General features: G+C 52.2%; 14 protein-coding genes. 12 read left to right on the top strand and 2 right to left on the bottom strand.

Annotated features, from left to right (window positions below):
• Positions 1-36 precede the first annotated feature (36 nt).
• The 5 genes from RO22_RS05180 (at position 37) to RO22_RS05160 (ending at position 5710) form a co-directional block, all read left to right on the top strand.
• Positions 37-1314, top strand: a complete 1278-nt coding sequence (locus tag RO22_RS05180; RefSeq protein WP_027959905.1) for a nitrate regulatory protein — start codon at positions 37-39, stop codon at positions 1312-1314.
• Positions 1315-1444: 130 nt separating this feature from the next.
• Positions 1445-2137 (top strand): SDR family oxidoreductase, encoded by a 693-nt coding sequence (locus RO22_RS05175; protein ID WP_027959906.1) that lies wholly within the window; start codon positions 1445-1447, stop codon positions 2135-2137.
• A 141-nt stretch (positions 2138-2278) separates the two neighbouring features.
• Entirely contained in the window at positions 2279-3271 is a 993-nt protein-coding gene (locus RO22_RS05170) for an LLM class flavin-dependent oxidoreductase (RefSeq protein WP_027959907.1), read from the top strand.
• Between the two features lie 23 nt (positions 3272-3294).
• Positions 3295-3789, top strand: a complete 495-nt coding sequence (locus tag RO22_RS05165) for a GNAT family N-acetyltransferase (protein WP_027959908.1) — start codon at positions 3295-3297, stop codon at positions 3787-3789.
• A 256-nt stretch (positions 3790-4045) separates the two neighbouring features.
• Positions 4046-5710, top strand: a complete 1665-nt coding sequence (locus tag RO22_RS05160; RefSeq protein WP_041157785.1) for a methyl-accepting chemotaxis protein — start codon at positions 4046-4048, stop codon at positions 5708-5710.
• Between the two features lie 168 nt (positions 5711-5878).
• Here RO22_RS05160 and RO22_RS05155 read toward each other — a convergent pair whose 3' ends face one another.
• Together RO22_RS05155 and RO22_RS05150 are read right to left on the bottom strand one after the other, a co-directional pair.
• The gene (locus RO22_RS05155) at positions 5879-6448 is read right to left on the bottom strand and encodes a DUF1415 domain-containing protein (RefSeq protein ID WP_027959910.1); all 570 of its coding nucleotides are present in this window, start codon (positions 6446-6448) and stop codon (positions 5879-5881) included.
• A 77-nt stretch (positions 6449-6525) separates the two neighbouring features.
• Complete coding sequence (locus RO22_RS05150; RefSeq protein ID WP_022520673.1) at positions 6526-7221, bottom strand: GntR family transcriptional regulator; 696 nt, start codon at positions 7219-7221, stop codon at positions 6526-6528.
• A gap of 178 nt (positions 7222-7399) precedes the next feature.
• On the opposite strand from RO22_RS05150, the gene RO22_RS05145 reads away from it, so the two are divergent.
• The 7 genes from RO22_RS05145 (at position 7400) to RO22_RS05115 (ending at position 15202) form a co-directional block, all read left to right on the top strand.
• Positions 7400-7969 (top strand): chromate transporter, encoded by a 570-nt coding sequence (locus RO22_RS05145; protein WP_041157784.1) that lies wholly within the window; start codon positions 7400-7402, stop codon positions 7967-7969.
• The gene (locus RO22_RS05140) at positions 7966-8496 is read left to right on the top strand and encodes a chromate transporter (RefSeq protein ID WP_041157783.1); all 531 of its coding nucleotides are present in this window, start codon (positions 7966-7968) and stop codon (positions 8494-8496) included. Before RO22_RS05145 ends, RO22_RS05140 begins: the two co-directional genes overlap by 4 nt.
• 87 nt (positions 8497-8583) lie before the next feature.
• Positions 8584-9534, top strand: coding sequence for a Bug family tripartite tricarboxylate transporter substrate binding protein (locus RO22_RS05135; RefSeq protein ID WP_027959913.1), 951 nt, complete (start codon positions 8584-8586; stop codon positions 9532-9534).
• A gap of 27 nt (positions 9535-9561) precedes the next feature.
• Entirely contained in the window at positions 9562-10059 is a 498-nt protein-coding gene (locus tag RO22_RS05130) for a tripartite tricarboxylate transporter TctB family protein (RefSeq protein ID WP_027959914.1), read from the top strand.
• Between the two features lie 8 nt (positions 10060-10067).
• Positions 10068-11594, top strand: coding sequence for a tripartite tricarboxylate transporter permease (locus tag RO22_RS05125; RefSeq protein WP_041157782.1), 1527 nt, complete (start codon positions 10068-10070; stop codon positions 11592-11594).
• 8 nt (positions 11595-11602) lie between these two features.
• Positions 11603-13210 carry a gamma-glutamyltransferase family protein gene (locus RO22_RS05120; protein ID WP_041157781.1) on the top strand — a complete coding sequence of 536 codons (1608 nt, stop codon included), beginning with the start codon at positions 11603-11605 and terminating at the stop codon, positions 13208-13210.
• A 129-nt stretch (positions 13211-13339) separates the two neighbouring features.
• Entirely contained in the window at positions 13340-15202 is a 1863-nt protein-coding gene (locus RO22_RS05115; RefSeq protein WP_039859327.1) for an ABC transporter ATP-binding protein, read from the top strand.
• The last annotated feature ends 44 nt before the right edge of the window (positions 15203-15246 follow it).

Here is a 15246-nt window from a genome sequence, read left to right as displayed (position 1 = left end):
TTCACATTTAGGCGGCGAGTCACCAAGGAAATTTCTATGTCTTCAGCGCAGCAACTGCTCTTAACCGCCATCCGTTGCGATATCGACAACCTTACCCACCTTGCCACCACCGCCGATATTGTCGGCGACATCAGCCGCTTTATTCATATGCTCCAGCGTGAACGGGGCGCATCGACGATTTACCTTGTTTCCCAGGGGCAGCGCTTCAAAACCCGCCGCGACACCTACCGGCAACACAGTCAGCAGGCCGAAACACTAATGCGCCAACGGCTGGAAGCGCTCAGTGAGGAGGCCCGCCCCCAGGCCGCCGCGCGCTTACTGCGCCGGATTGCCGCCGTCTGGTACGCGCTTGACGAACTTGGCGCGCTTCGTCAGGCCATTGATACCTTTGCTATCACCCCCGATGCAGCGACCCAGGCGTTTAACCAGTTGACCAGTGGCCTACTAGCCATTGTGTTTGAGGCCGCAGATACCTCTATCGATCCCGATATTACCCGCACGCTAGTAGCGATTTTCCACTTAATGCAAGGCAAAGAGCTGGCGGGCCAGGAGCGCGCCTGCGGCGCCTTTGGCTTTACCCATGGCCACTTCGACGAGCCCCATCGCGCGCTGCTCAATCAACTCATGGCAGATCAACAGCGCTGCTTCGACACCTTTGTAGAGTTTGCGACACCCGAAGCGCAGCAGGCATGGCAGAAGGAGCTTTCACCGCGCACGCTGTCGGGTATTTGCCATCTGCGCGATATCGCCTGCCAGCGCTCGTCGGCAAAACAATCACCACCCAAAGAGACACCCGATAAGCTGGGTGAAACCTGGTATGAACTCACCACGCTGCGCATCGACTCAATGAAAACGGTTGAAGATGCGCTGATTGAACAACTGAGCATGCTCTGCCACCGCAAAATCGGCCAGGCTGAGGAGGCTTTAGAAAAAGCCAAGGCACAGCCCTGCCACCCTACACCCGCCCCCTGCGAGCAGCTGCTGGCGCTGAATGGAGCGCAACCATTAGGTGACCTGACCGCCAACGCTCTCACCTCCCCCCTGGGCCGCTCGCTGATCGAGCTCACCCAAGCCCAGGCCAGCCGCTTACAAGGGCTCAGCGATGAGCTTGAAAATACCCGCAAAGCGCTACGAGAACGCAAACTGATTGAACGCGCCAAAGGTCTCATCATGGCCCACCAGGAGATGAACGAAGAGGAGGCCTACCGCTTTCTGCGGAAAACCTCAATGGATCAAAGCAAAAGCATGGCAGATATGGCTCAAGCGATACTGGATCTCTCAGCGATGCTAAAACGCAACGATGCTAAAACATAAAGTAGATGGGCTCCTCGTTAGCAGTCAGTTAGCAGCACAATACCAAGCTGCTTAAGCCTATATTTGCAGGATGCTGTCACCTTAGCCATGCTAAAAGCTCACTTGACTGACCAAGCAAGGAGCGCACCCCATGCAACACCGCGTGCTATTAATTACCGGCGCATCTAGCGGCATCGGTGCGGCCACCGCTCGCGCAGCTGCACGTGAAGGCTATAAGTTAGTACTCGCTGCACGTTCTAGCGACAAGCTCACCGCACTGGCGCAAGAGCTGGGGCCGGAAAACGTACTGACCTGTGAGCTGGACGTGACTAACATGGAACAGCAGCAGGCCATGGTTGAGCAGGCGCTGGAAACCTTTGGCCGCCTGGATGGCGTCTTTGCCAACGCTGGCCGTGGCGGTTCACCCGGCGGCTTTAGTGAAGCCGACCACGACGCATGGCGTGAGATGATTCTCACCAATATCTATGGAGTGGGCCTCACTATTCAAGCCTGTTTGCCCGCCCTTAAACGCAGCAAAGGCCATGTATTGCTCACCGGCTCAGCGGCAGGCCGCACGACTATTCCAGGCTCGATGTATAGCGCGACCAAGTGGGCGGTCACCGGAATTGGCTACAACTTACGTGAAGAGTTACGTGGCACCGGCATGCGTGTGACGCTAATTGAACCTGGAATGGTCGACACCCCCTTTTTTGATGAGCCGCCAACTCATGCCTTAGAAGATCGCGATATCGCCAATGCGGTAATTTACGCACTAGCGCAACCTGCCCATGTAGATGTGAATGAAATTCTTATTCGCCCCACTCCACCTTTAAGTGAGGAGTGAGGAGCCAACGAACCTGTATATCCGCCACCTGGATAGTCGACACCTTGCAATTCATCTGCAATGGCCGCATAACGTGTAATTACCAAGCGCGCTAAGTAATTTTTCACCCGACGCGCCCACGAATTAATTTGCAGGTGATCCATGAGCCAACTCGCTTCCACGGCACTTTCCGTTCTTGATCTGGCACCTATTCGCCAGGGCGGCAGTGCCGCAGAGACCTTTCGCGATAGTGTTGCCCTGGCGCAATTAACCGAGCGGCTAGGCTATACCCGTTACTGGCTTGCCGAGCACCACAATATTGCCGGTATCGCCAGTGCCGCAACCGCCGTGTTGATTGGTCATATAGCCGGGCAAACGTCCACCATCCGCGTGGGTAGCGGCGGCATTATGCTGCCTAACCATCCACCGCTGGTGATTGCCGAGCAGTTCGGCACACTGGAAACGCTCTACCCTGGCCGTATTGATCTGGGATTAGGCCGTGCGCCTGGCTCGGATGGTGCCACCATGCAGGCTATGCGCCGCAACGCCCACGCCGGGGTCGATGATTTTCCACAACTGCTGAATGAGCTGCGCAGCTACTTAGCCGATGCAGAGCCCCAGCAGCGAGTGAAAGCGGTGCCTGGCCAAGGTACCCATGTGCCTATTTGGTTGCTGGGTTCCAGCGGTTACAGCGCGCAGCTGGCAGCCAAACTGGGCTTACCCTTCGCGTTTGCGGCTCAGTTCGCGCCGGGCTATTTATTTGAAGCGCTGCGTTTGTACCGTGATAACTTCCGCCCTTCGGAGCACCTGGATAAGCCCCATGCGATGGTCGGCCTTCCCGTGATGGCCGCAGAGAGTGACGCGATGGCTCACTACCTGGCCACGACAGCGCAGCAGAAGTTTTTAAACCTTATTCGCGGCAAGCCGACTCAGTCACAACCGCCGGTTGAGCAGTTGGATTGGTCGCCGATGGAACAGGCCCAAGTCAGCCAATTTTTAGGCGCGGCGATTATTGGTGGGCCCGAGACAGTTAAAGCCGAGCTTGAGGAATTCCAAACACGCACTGGTGCCGATGAACTAATGATTAATAGCGATTTTTACAACCACGCCGACCGTCTACGCAGCTACGAAATTGTGGCTGAGGTCGCCCGATAAGCGCTTAGCTGCACAGGATAGTTATGACCACACTCGCTTTCTCTCCAATAACGGATGACGATTTTGCTGCTTTCTGGCCCACCTTCCAAGCCATTGTTGCAGCGCAAGAGACCTATGCGTTTGATCCCGATATCAGTTTTGAAGCTGCCCGTCAGTTATGGTGTAAAACGCCTAACGCCAGTGTGGTTGCCAAAGATGAAAACGGACAAGTGCTGGGCGCTTACTACTTAAAAACCAACGCGGCTGGCCCCGGCGATCATATATGTAACTGTGGTTATATGGTGCCCCCCGCCGCACGGGGCAAAGGCGTAGCGCGAGCCATGTGTGAGCACTCCCAGCAACAGGCCCGGGAACTAGGGTTTCTGGCCATGCAGTACAACGCCGTGGTGGCCACCAATGAGGTGGCTGTCGCGTTATGGCAGAAGCTTGGGTTTAGTATTGTGGGTACCGTTCCTAACGCCTACCGCCATGCGCGCTTCGGTTTTGTCGATACGCATGTGATGCATAAGACGCTTTAACAATCATCCATTTACCAAAGGGTTCTTTACCAGACGACTATTTACTAAGCAACTCTTTATCAAACAATTATTTTCCAAACAACTCTCAAACAAGTTTAAAAAAACATTTAATTATACGGCTTTATTATGATTTAGCATTTAACAATATAGAAAACTAACACCAACTTAATCAAATTATTATTTTAACGGAAAATTGATACCTTTTAAAACTCCTCATGCACCAATTCAGGTGCGGGGAGTATTAGGAGAAGTATCAATGCAAAACATATCAGTTAAGAGAATGATTGCTGGCGCACTGATTGTGCTTTTAGCCATGCTTATCATTTTGGGTAGCATGGGTGTCATGGCAGAACGCGAAGGTGCACAGCTGCTGGCAGAAATTAATGAAATCAGTGCTCAACAAGCGAGTGCTGCTAACCGTGCAGAAACCAATCTAATGGAAGTGCGGGTCAGGCTAGAGCGCATGTCACAGCACTACCGCAATGGCAACGAAAGTTACGCTGAGCGGGCGCTGGGAGAAGCGCTGGTGAGCCTGGAGAAATCTGACCAGCGTATTGCAGAACTCACTCGCCTTGAACTCCCGATTGATTCCGAGCGTCGCCCACTAATCGATGCAATTGTCGATAGTTACCACCTTATTGTCACTGACACCTTAAGAAGTGATTTAGCCAACGAGCGCTATGAGACACTGGACGAATACCGTGATCCCATTAATCAGAAGTTCTCTGGCTTTAGCACTGCGATCAGTAATTTCAATGATTATGCATTGAGCAGAGGCAACCAAGTTCACTCGGAAGCGCAGCGCGACAGCGTCATTTTTGGTATCACCGTAGGCGTTCTCATTTTAACCGCGATTGTACTCTATATTGTGGTACAAATAATGATTAATCGGCTCGTCATCAGTCCCCTACAGCGGGCAGTCAGCATTTGCGAAAACATTGCAAAGGGGGATTTGACCAGCCATATCGATGCCCTAGGGCGTAACGAGATTGGCCGCCTTTATAGTGCCATGGAGGATATGCAGGAGCGCCTGGAAGAGATAATCGGTACGCTCAATCAAAGTAGCGAAGCCGTCGCCTCCAGCTCTACGCAAATTGCCAGCGGCAGCCAGGATCTCGCTTCGCGTACAGAGCAACAAGCCGCAGCTTTGCAGCAAACCGCCGCGAGTATGGATGAAATTTCATCGATTGTGCAGCAAAACGCAGATACTGCCGGTCAAGCACAGCAATTGACCCAGGACGCCGCGCAACAGGCGAATAGTGGTAAGCAGGCATCTGAACGCACCAGCCTACTGATGCGGGAATTAGAAGAGACCTCGCACAAAGTCCATGACATTATTCAGGTGATTGACTCGATCGCCTTTCAAACCAATATCCTGGCGTTGAATGCATCGGTAGAAGCTGCCCGGGCTGGCGAGCACGGCAGAGGCTTTGCGGTGGTGGCCAGCGAAGTTCGTTCATTAGCAACAAAGACCTCCACCTCATCGAAAGAAATACGCACCATGATTGAAGATATCTCACAGCGTATTGTTGTCGGTGCGGAACAAGCAGCGAAAAATGGCCATGATATGGCGGAGATCAACGAAGCTATTCGTAAAGTGACGGAAATGATGCAAGAACTTGCTCTCGCCGCAAAGGAGCAGGAGTCGGGCATTAGCCAGGTCAGCACAGCGGTATCCCAGATGGACTCGGCGACCCAGGAAAATGTATCACTGGTTGAAGAGACCAGCACCGCGTCAGCCTCACTCCAGGATGAAGCGACTCGTTTGGCCGAGTTAGTCACGACCTTCAAACTTAAGCGCGTAGCGCACGGTGGCTCGGAAACCCCCAGCGCCTCTTCATCACCGCAGGCACTTGCAGCGTCTAACGCTTACTCAACTAGAAAACTGCCCAATGCCACACCTGATTGGGAAGAGTTTTAATTCATGTTTTTGGGCCAGCTTGACTGGCCCTTTTTCCATTGGTCTTCCGCTTCAGGTCATAAAAATTAGCGGCTCGTTAAATGCGAATATCGACATAATACAACTTGCGGATGGCGCCCTGTATGCCGCTAAAAGCAAAGGCAAGCATCAGCGAGCGATTCACAAACCTTAGTCGCTCACGTCAAAACAGTGCTGCAACTGCTGCTCAGCGACGTCGCTGCCCATCGCCGTTAACTTAGCGATATTGCGCTCAGGAATCGCGTCGGTATCGCCGTAAAACTCGATCGCCTTTTCAACACTCTCTTCACGTAGCAGATGCACCATGGCATAGGGAGAGCGATTGGTATAGTTGGCAGCGTCATCGGGCTCAGCCCCGTCGAAGCAGTAATCGGGATGAAAAGTAGCGAGCTGATAGACCCCTTCATATCCCTGATCGACCAAGATACTTTCGGCCAGCTCAACAAAATCCAGGTAGTGATCAAAGCTTTTAAAAAGCGTAGGAAATACCAGCAACGTCGTTTCAGTTTCAGGGTGTTCGTCCAGCCACGCTACCTCGACCATCAGCTCTTCAAGCGCCACTTCAATTTTTTTAGAGCGCACAACCTCAACGCGGATGGCTTCACGCGCTAGCTCCCGCTGAGCGAACGGGCAAATATCGTGGGCGACAATGAAGGTGCGCACCCAGTTCAGCGTTTGCGCGGCTACTTGGTCATCTGCGTGTTGGTTATCTGTGTGCATAGCACCCTCATGATCATGGTTAGGTCGGCGATGGCCGACGCTTTATGCGCAGCAGTTTACCAACTGTTCATGACCAACTACACGTGCTCTTGGTAGCGCTTCAGGGCGACTTCATAGGATTTATGGATATGGTCGTCCATTAATTCACGCGCTGCTTTAGCATCCCGCTGTAGCGCCAGCTCCACCAGCTGATGATGCTGCTCGTCCAGCTCTTGACGTATCGTCGGCATTTTTGGCCCCAAACGTCGGTAGCGATCGAACTGGTCGTGTAACTGCTCAATAAAACGCAATAACCAGACTGACCCACACGGCGCCACCAGGGTGCGGTGAAACTGTGTATGCAGATGCTCCCACTCTTCGCCTTTATCCAGGGTTATATCGGCCCGTTTCAGGCGATGTGCGGCGGCAAGCAAATCGGCCTCCCAAAGCGAGTCACCGTTAGCAATAGCTCGCTCTAGCGCCATCCCCTCCATTTCCAGGCGCATTTGGGCAATATCGTCCAGTTCATCCCGCGATAGCTTCGGCACCCGAAAGCCGCGCTGATTCTCCTGCACCAGCAACCCATAAGCCGCCAATCTATTGAGCGCTTCTCGCAGCGGGCTCAAACCGACTTGATAGCGCTCTTTGAGCGCATTGATAGCGAGCTTTTCACCGGCCACAAAACGCCCACCCACCAAATCCTTGCGTAAATGATCAAACACGCGACTTGATGCGGTACCCGCTGGCCCCACTGGCCCTACTGACTTGGCTGACGTAGGTAGAGAATTATTCATCACGATGTCCTTTGTTTATCTCAGTTCCCGCTGTCCATTCTGTTTTGACTGTTGACGTTGGGTCGGGCACTACCTATATTCTATTTTAGACAAGATAATCGATTTTTTAACCTACAAACGATAAATAAGGTCTAGGTATGCTTCTGATCTCCTCTTTGGCTTCGCGGGATATGCATCAATGACACCACCCGCCACCTCCTGGCAACTTTTCTGGGCCTTTTTCCGCATCGGCATCTTTGGTTTCGGTGGCGGCCCCGCCATGATCCCATTAGTGCGCGCCGAGGTCGTCACCCGTCACCATTGGTTAACCGATGAAGAGTTTGCCGATGTACTGGCGATTGGTAATACCTTACCCGGCCCCATTGCCACCAAGATGCCCGGCTATATTGGCTATCGTGTAGGTGGAGTCGTCGGCTGTATTGCGGCCGTCATTGCTATTATCGTCCCGATGATTGTGGCGATGATTGTCATGTTAGGCATTTTCAGCCGCTACCGCGATGTGGCATGGATTCGCGGTATGGGCCAAGCGGTAGTGCCGGTGGTCATGGTGATGATGGCGCAGCTCACCTGGGACTTTTTTGATAAATCCCAGGCCGCTCTTGGCTGGCTGGTCAGCATTGCAATGGCCATCATTGCCGCCGGGCTGATCTATTGGCTTGGCATTCACCCAGGCTGGGTGATTGGCGCCATTCTACTTGCCGCCCTCCTGCGTCCTGCCGGTAAGAAAAAAGCGGAGGAGGCGGCATGATTTATTGGGATCTCTTCTTAGCCTTTTTTATCCCAAACATTATCGGCTATGGCGGCGGCCCGGCCATTATTCCACTGATCGAAGCCGAAGTGGTTAGCCGTTATGGCTGGATGACCGCACAAACCTTCGCGGAAACATTAGCCCTCGGCAATGCATTACCTAGCCCTATCGCGACCAAAATGGCCGGCTATGTGGGCTATGAAGTAGCAGGTATTGGCGGTGCCTTCATTGCCGTAGCTGCCACAGTGATCCCTACGCTGCTACTCATGTTAGGCGCGTTAGGGTTGCTCTACCGTCATCGTGATTCCCCCCGGGTTAAGCGCATGAGCCAATGGGTGCGCCCTGTCATCGCCATGATGATGGCCTGGCTGACCTTGGGGTTTCTGCTCGAAAGCCTTAATACCAGCGGGACGATTCATACCCTGATCATTGGCATAGTCGCCGCTATAGCACTGATTCGTTTTAACACGCACCCCGCCTTTGTGGTTATGGGCGCCCTGGTTTATGGAGGGCTTATTATTCCGTAAAGATAACTCAAACTTTACAAAAACTTATAAGTAACACCACTCAACACGCCAAAACTCACAACAATTCATGGATCAATGGGGTAAACAATGACACTTAAATCGCTATTCACTACCACCGCCTTAGCAGCAGCACTTTCTATACCTGCCTTTGCAACAGCTGCTGATAATTATCCTGAAAAGCCAATCGAATTTATTGTGCCCTGGGGGCCAGGTGGCGGCAGCGACTTGCTAATGCGTTTGGTAAGCAAACATCTTGAAACAGAGTTAGGCCAAGCGGTGCCTGTGATTAATATGCCTGGAGCAAGTGGAACGGTAGGACTGCGTGAAGCCTCACGCCGAGATAGCGATGGATACACTATTTCGCAAATACATGAAGGTTTGCTGATCGCGCACCATTCGGGGGTGACAGACCTCAACTGGGACGATTTTGATGTCGTTTCCATGATGACCAGCGATAACTCGGTCATCGTAGTAAATGCCGATACTGGTTGGGAAACACTCGAAGACATGCTCGAAGATGTCACCTCAAACCCAGGTGAGTATCGGATGGGCGTTACATTAGGTGGTATTCCACACTTATGGGCAGTGCAATTTGAAGAATCCACAGGCACTCAGTTTGGCTATGTGGGGTATGAAGGGACTGGAGAAAGGTTACGTGCGCTCGCGGGTGGGCATATCACAGTGGCTATAGAGGACTATTACTCAGCACGCGCCTTCGTAGAAAATGGCGATTTGAACGTGTTAGCAGCGGCTACTTCTGAACGCATTGAAGAACTACCTGATACACCCACACTTAAAGAACTGGGGCATGATCTTGAGTTTTTAGTTACTCGTGGGGTTGTTGTGCCCAAAGGAACACCCGAGTCGGTCGTTTCAACACTGGAAAGTGCGCTTAAAAATGTCGCTAATAGTGAAGGGTTTAAAACCGACATTGAGAATGTAGGCGGCACAGTGCGTTACCTTAACAGAGAAGACTATACCGCTTATTTAGAGCGTAATAACGAGTTCATTGAAAACAACGCCCACCTCCTTAATTAAGGTAACGTTGTGCTTTAGGAGGTTTTTATGGAGCGCAGAAGCGCAGAGACAGCTCTAATCCCGGCGTTACAAGTGCTGTCTTACCTTATCATCGCCCTCGGTGCTTTATTCATGGCCTTCAAGGCCGGCTCATTGCCGGCCTCTCGTTGGGAACCCATGAGTGCAGGTACTTTCCCACAAATTATCTTTTTCAGTATTGCAATTTTATGCGGCATGGCAGTTATCTTTGAACTCTCCAAACACGGCTTACCGCGTACAACCTTTTGCATTGCCTGGAGAAGACTAACCGCACTTAAAGCCGTCATCATCAACCTGGTGCTATTTACTGTGTATATGATAGCAATGCCTATTGCGGGATTTATTATCAGCACTTTTGTATATCTGCTTACTACACAGCTTTACCTAGCCCCCAGGAAGGCTACTACCGTAGCGATTGCCATCTTCGTCGCCATTCTCTTTTCTGCTGGGCCTTACTATTTATTTTCTGAGGCCTTCAACATCTATCTTCCTCGTGCTCAATGGTAACGTAACCTATGACTGATGCTTTCCTCGTAGCGCTAGGGGGCGTGACCGAGCCCTATACGCTATTACTCATGGCAGTAGCGACTTTTGCAGGTATTGTTGCCGCCGCAATACCCGGCTTTACGATTACCATGGCCATAGTCCTTACGTTGCCTCTTACATTTGCCATGCCCCCCATGCAGGGCATTGCGGTCATGCTATCTGTCTACGTAGGTGGACTAAGCGGTGGCTTATTTAGTGCCGCTCTGCTGGGCATCCCAGGCACGCCCTCATCAGTTGCAACCACCTTTGATGCCTTCCCTATGGCTCGACAAGGTCATCCTGGGAAAGCACTATCCTTGGGATTATTTGCTTCATTCGTGGGCTCTATTATTTCTATTGCTGTGCTGATCGTGGCCGCGCCTCCACTCGCACTTCTAGCGGTTAAGTTAGGACCCTGGGAATATTTTGCGCTTATTATTTTTGCTTTGACTGTCATAGCAAGCCTAGTGGGTGACTCTCTTATCAGGGGGCTAATCGCGGGTCTAATCGGGATCGGCATCGCCACTATTGGGCCTGACCCACTCATGGGGCGCGAGCGTTTTACCTTTGGCTATGAAATCCTGACCGCGGGCATACCGTTCCTGGTTGTATTAATAGGCATGTACGCCATGAGCCAGCTACTCTCCGAATTAGAGCCTGCCGCCGGAGACAAACAGCCCTCTTCTGGCGCATTAATCAGTGGAGATATGCGCCCTCACCTTTGGCAAACCATAAAAGACATCTTATTGAAGCCCGCCAATGTTATACGCTCATCATTGCTCGGTGTGTTTATTGGTGCAGTACCCGGTGCAGGTAGCTCAATTTCTAATCTATTAGCTTACGACCAAGCTAAACGAGCGTCTAAGCACCCAGAAACTTTTGGTAAGGGTGAACCACAGGGCGTTGTTGCTTCTGAGTCAGGCAACTCATCAACGGTAGGCGGCAGCTTAATACCATTGATAGCGTTAGGCATACCAGGGTCTCCCGCCGATGCAGTTCTCATGGCAGCCATCATGGTACACGGCATCAGCATTGGCCCGCGCTTAATACTTGATCATCCCGACTTGGTTTACAACATGTTTATTGCCATGGCGATAGCTTCTGTCTTCATGCTGTTAATAGGCGTTATTTTAATGAGGGCTTTTTTACGCCTACTAAATGTACCTAAGTATATTGTTGTTCCCGTTGTATTAGCTTGCTGTGCAATTGGTACTTACACCCTGAACAACCGCTTATCCGACCTTTATCTACTTGCCTGCATTGGTGCAGTGGGATATCTGCTTAAAAAACTGGATTATCCGCTAGCACCTCTTGTACTTGGCGTTGTATTGGGCCCTATAGCAGAAACCAACTTAAGACGGGCCTTCCAGACAAGCACTGACTGGACGCTCTTCTTCACTCGGCCAATATCAGCGCTGCTGCTTACACTGGCGGTTGTTTCTGTGATTTACAGTATTTATAGCTATATGAAACAGCGCCGCCTAATGGCTCACCGTCTAGATGCCACATCTAAATAGGAATCACAATGCATACTGACCCACACTATTACCCTTCCGCCTCACGCCGTATGGTCACGTTTGGAAAACGTGGAATGGTCGCTACGTCTCAGTCGCTTGCTGCACAAGTCGGCATAGATATGTTACGAAAAGGTGGCAATGCCATTGATGCTGCCATTGCTACAGCTGCTGCTTTAACCGTCGTTGAGCCAACCTCTAATGGTATTGGTAGCGATGCTTTTGCTCTTGTGTGGGTAAAAGGTGAGCTACATGGCCTCAATGCTAGCGGCCCTGCGCCAAAGAGTATTTCATGTGATGCCGTCAAGGCCATGGGTCATGAGGAAATGCCCGCCCATGGATTAGTGCCAATCACAGTACCCGGTGCGCCAGGCGCCTGGGCTGCGCTTTCAGAGCGTTTTGGTAAACTGCCTTTTGAGCAGCTGTTAGCGCCAGCAATAGAATTAGCTGACGAAGGTTTTGCTGTATCAGCAGTAGCCAGCCAACTCTGGAAAAGTGCAGAAGAGCGTTATGGAAAATACGGGACAGATGAATTTGCCTCCTGGTTTACGCACTTCACTCCCAATGGGCAGGCTCCCAAAGCAGGTGACATTTGGCGCTCTCCTGATATGGCAAAAACGCTGCGTGAAATTGCCAATAGCCATGCGGATGCGTTTTATCAAGGCAGCCTAGCGGATGCGATGGATGCCTTTTCACGTCAGCATGGCGGCTTCTTACGCAAAGAAGATTTACAAGCTTTCAAACCAGAATGGGTCAAACCCATAAGTGTCCGATATCGCGGCCATGATATTTGGGAAATTCCTCCCAACGGCAGCGGATTAATTGTGCTTCAAGCCTTGGGTATTCTTGAATCTTTAGGCGAACAGTCAAATGATCAGATAGACACTATCCACCGCCGGATAGAGGCTACAAAACTTGGTTACGTAGACGGCTTAAACTACATTACTGAACGCTCATCTATGCAGCCGAGCGTTGAGCAGATGCTATCGAATGAGTACCTTTCGCAACGCGCAGAGCTTATTGGCCAAGACGCCATTGACCCCATTCATGGCAATCCATTAAGGGGGGGCACCGTTTACCTGGCAACCGCTGATGATGAAGGTAATATGGTGTCATTCATTCAAAGCAACTTTGAAGGCTTTGGCTCTGGCATCGTAGTACCGGGCACCGGCATTAGCCTGCAAAACCGTGGCTGGTCGTTCTCCCTCGACCCGCAGCACCCCAACGCACTAGCCCCTGGCAAGCGCACCTACCACACCATCATCCCAGGCTTTATCACCAAAGATAACCAAGCCGTTGGGCCGTTCGGTGTGATGGGTGGCTATATGCAGCCCCAGGGCCATGTGCAGGTGGTAACGGCGATGCTTGAGGATCAACTGAATCCTCAGGCAGCGCTCGATATGCCACGTTGGAAATGGACCAAAGGCAAAACCATCGAAGTTGAAGCCGACTTCCCCAATCACTTAGCGCTTGCCCTGGCACGCCGCGGCCACGACATCGTTAAAGTCGCCGATTCAATCAGCTTTGGCCGTGGCCAAATCATTCTGCGCGATCCTGACACCGGCGTACTCCAAGGTGGCACCGAGCCACGCACCGATGGGGCTGTGCTCCCCTGGTAATATCTCACCACTAAACTGGGTCTCCGCCGTGTTGCCGTTGAAGGCAACCGGCGGCTGAGCTGGCTATCCACGCTCAACCACCGCATCATGGCACTCTTTTATTCGTCGGTACTTTTTGCCAGCCTAACTATGTCTCCACCACCTTCTGAATCGACTTCCTCACCACTAAGCGGCTTTTTTGGCGTATTTCGCTATAGCCGACGTGCACTTGGCTTAGTCTGGGAAACCTCTCGCTGGATGATGCTTGGGCTGGCGCTGTGCACGCTGGTCGCAGGGGTTCTGCCTGCCGTGGCGGCCTGGGTGGGTCAATTGATTGTGGATGGGGTGGTAAGTGCCATGGAGGCCCATCAAGCAGCCACTGATCCCAATCTACTAGCGTCCATCACACCGGTGCTAACGCTGGTGGGGATCGAAGCCGTGATTATTGCGCTCATTGCCCTGGCCCAGCGCGGCCTCTCAGCCCAACAGTCACTGCTGCGTGCGCTGCTGGGGCAGAAGGTCAATGTGATGATTCTGGAGAAAGCGGGACAACTGTCACTTAGCCAGTTTGAAGATTCAGAGCTTTACGACCAGCTCACGCGAGCGCGCCGTGAAGCATCTACGCGCCCGCTTGCACTGGTGAATAAAACCTTTGGGCTGCTGCAAAACGCTATCTCGCTGGGTAGCTTCGGCGTGCTGCTGGTGCAGTTCTCCCCTTGGGCGCTGCTGATTTTGGTAGCAGGCGCCTTGCCGGTATTTATCTCAGAGGCCAAATTCTCGGGCGATGCTTTCAGGCTGTTTCGCTGGCGCTCGCCGCAAACCCGTATGCAGATCTATTTAGAGACGGTGCTGGCAAGGGAAGACAGCATTAAAGAGGTCAAACTGTTTGGCCTTGAAGGGCTGTTTCTCAAGCGCTATCGCGACATTTTTACCAAATTGTTTGCAGAGGATCGCCGCCTAACTTTGCGTCGTGAAAGCTGGGGGTTTCTGCTCGGCCTGCTTGGCACCTTAACCTTTTACGCCGCCTACGCCTGGGTGGTGATTGAAACGATTGCCGGGGCGCTGACCCTGGGTCAGATGACCATGTACCTGATGGTCTTCAAGCAGGGTCAGGCCGCGCTCTCCGCAAGCCTCACCGCGATCAGCGGCATGTACGAGGATAACCTCTACCTCTCCAATCTTTATGAGTATCTTGAGCAGCCAGTGGAGGGAGAGAGCGGTACACTCACTCAGGGGGCACTGCCCGGTGACGGGCTGCGCTTTGAGCACGTTAGCTTCTCCTACCCTGGCGGCGACTCTGTTCTCCAAGATCCGGTTCTTCACGATATCTCACTGCACCTCTGCCCTGGGCAGAGCCTGGCTTTGGTAGGCGAAAACGGCTCGGGTAAGACGACCCTTATCAAGCTGCTCACGCGGCTCTACCACCCAACCCAAGGCCGAATTCTGTTAGATGGTAGCGACCTGCGGGATTGGAGTACCCAAGCACTACGTGAACGCACCGGGGTGATTTTTCAGGACTTCGTGCGCTATCAGTTGCAGGTGGGCGAAAACCTTGGTGTCGGCGATACTCATGCCTTTAACGACCAAGAAAGGTGGCAGAACGCCGCTCGTCACGGTATGGCGGATGAGTTTATTACCCGCATGGCCAACGGCTACAAAACCCAGCTTGGCCGCTGGTTTAAAAATGGCCAAGAGCTCTCTGGTGGCCAGTGGCAGAAAATTGCCCTCTCCCGAGCGTATATGCGCGAAAACGCGGACATTTTGGTACTGGATGAACCTACCGCTGCCATGGATGCTGCCGCAGAAGCCGAAATATTTGCCCGCTTTCGCGAGCACAGCCGCGATAAAATGGCGATATTGATCTCTCACCGTTTTTCCACAGTACGCAGCGCTGATCTCATTCTGGTTATTGATCAAGGGCATATCGTTGAACGCGGCACCCATGAAGAACTCCTGGCCACTGCAGGCCGCTATGCGAAACTATTTCAACTCCAGGCAGCGGGTTATAAATAGCCACTAAAATATTAATAATTCTTATTATAATTATGTTTAAACTC

Source organism: Halomonas sp. KHS3, assembly GCF_000830495.1.
In the GTDB taxonomy this organism is placed as follows: domain Bacteria; phylum Pseudomonadota; class Gammaproteobacteria; order Pseudomonadales; family Halomonadaceae; genus Vreelandella; species Vreelandella titanicae.
Note: the sequence above shows the minus strand (reverse complement) of the source record. Positions and strands in the feature narration are given on the sequence as shown.

What these genes read in the sequence shown, in the direction of transcription:
- RO22_RS05180 (WP_027959905.1), top strand. Translation starts at nt 37, where the DNA reads ATGTCTTCAGCGCAGCAACTGCTCTTAACCGCCATCCGTTGCGATATC.
- RO22_RS05170 (WP_027959907.1), top strand. Translation starts at nt 2,279, where the DNA reads ATGAGCCAACTCGCTTCCACGGCACTTTCCGTTCTTGATCTGGCACCT.
- RO22_RS05115 (WP_039859327.1), top strand. Translation starts at nt 13,340, where the DNA reads ATGTCTCCACCACCTTCTGAATCGACTTCCTCACCACTAAGCGGCTTT.
- RO22_RS05160 (WP_041157785.1), top strand. Translation starts at nt 4,046, where the DNA reads ATGCAAAACATATCAGTTAAGAGAATGATTGCTGGCGCACTGATTGTG.
- RO22_RS05120 (WP_041157781.1), top strand. Translation starts at nt 11,603, where the DNA reads ATGCATACTGACCCACACTATTACCCTTCCGCCTCACGCCGTATGGTC.
- RO22_RS05175 (WP_027959906.1), top strand. Translation starts at nt 1,445, where the DNA reads ATGCAACACCGCGTGCTATTAATTACCGGCGCATCTAGCGGCATCGGT.
- RO22_RS05155 (WP_027959910.1), bottom strand. Translation starts at nt 6,448, where the DNA reads ATGCACACAGATAACCAACACGCAGATGACCAAGTAGCCGCGCAAACG.
- RO22_RS05135 (WP_027959913.1), top strand. Translation starts at nt 8,584, where the DNA reads ATGACACTTAAATCGCTATTCACTACCACCGCCTTAGCAGCAGCACTT.
- RO22_RS05150 (WP_022520673.1), bottom strand. Translation starts at nt 7,221, where the DNA reads ATGAATAATTCTCTACCTACGTCAGCCAAGTCAGTAGGGCCAGTGGGG.
- RO22_RS05125 (WP_041157782.1), top strand. Translation starts at nt 10,068, where the DNA reads ATGACTGATGCTTTCCTCGTAGCGCTAGGGGGCGTGACCGAGCCCTAT.
- RO22_RS05130 (WP_027959914.1), top strand. Translation starts at nt 9,562, where the DNA reads ATGGAGCGCAGAAGCGCAGAGACAGCTCTAATCCCGGCGTTACAAGTG.
- RO22_RS05145 (WP_041157784.1), top strand. Translation starts at nt 7,400, where the DNA reads ATGACACCACCCGCCACCTCCTGGCAACTTTTCTGGGCCTTTTTCCGC.
- RO22_RS05165 (WP_027959908.1), top strand. Translation starts at nt 3,295, where the DNA reads ATGACCACACTCGCTTTCTCTCCAATAACGGATGACGATTTTGCTGCT.
- RO22_RS05140 (WP_041157783.1), top strand. Translation starts at nt 7,966, where the DNA reads ATGATTTATTGGGATCTCTTCTTAGCCTTTTTTATCCCAAACATTATC.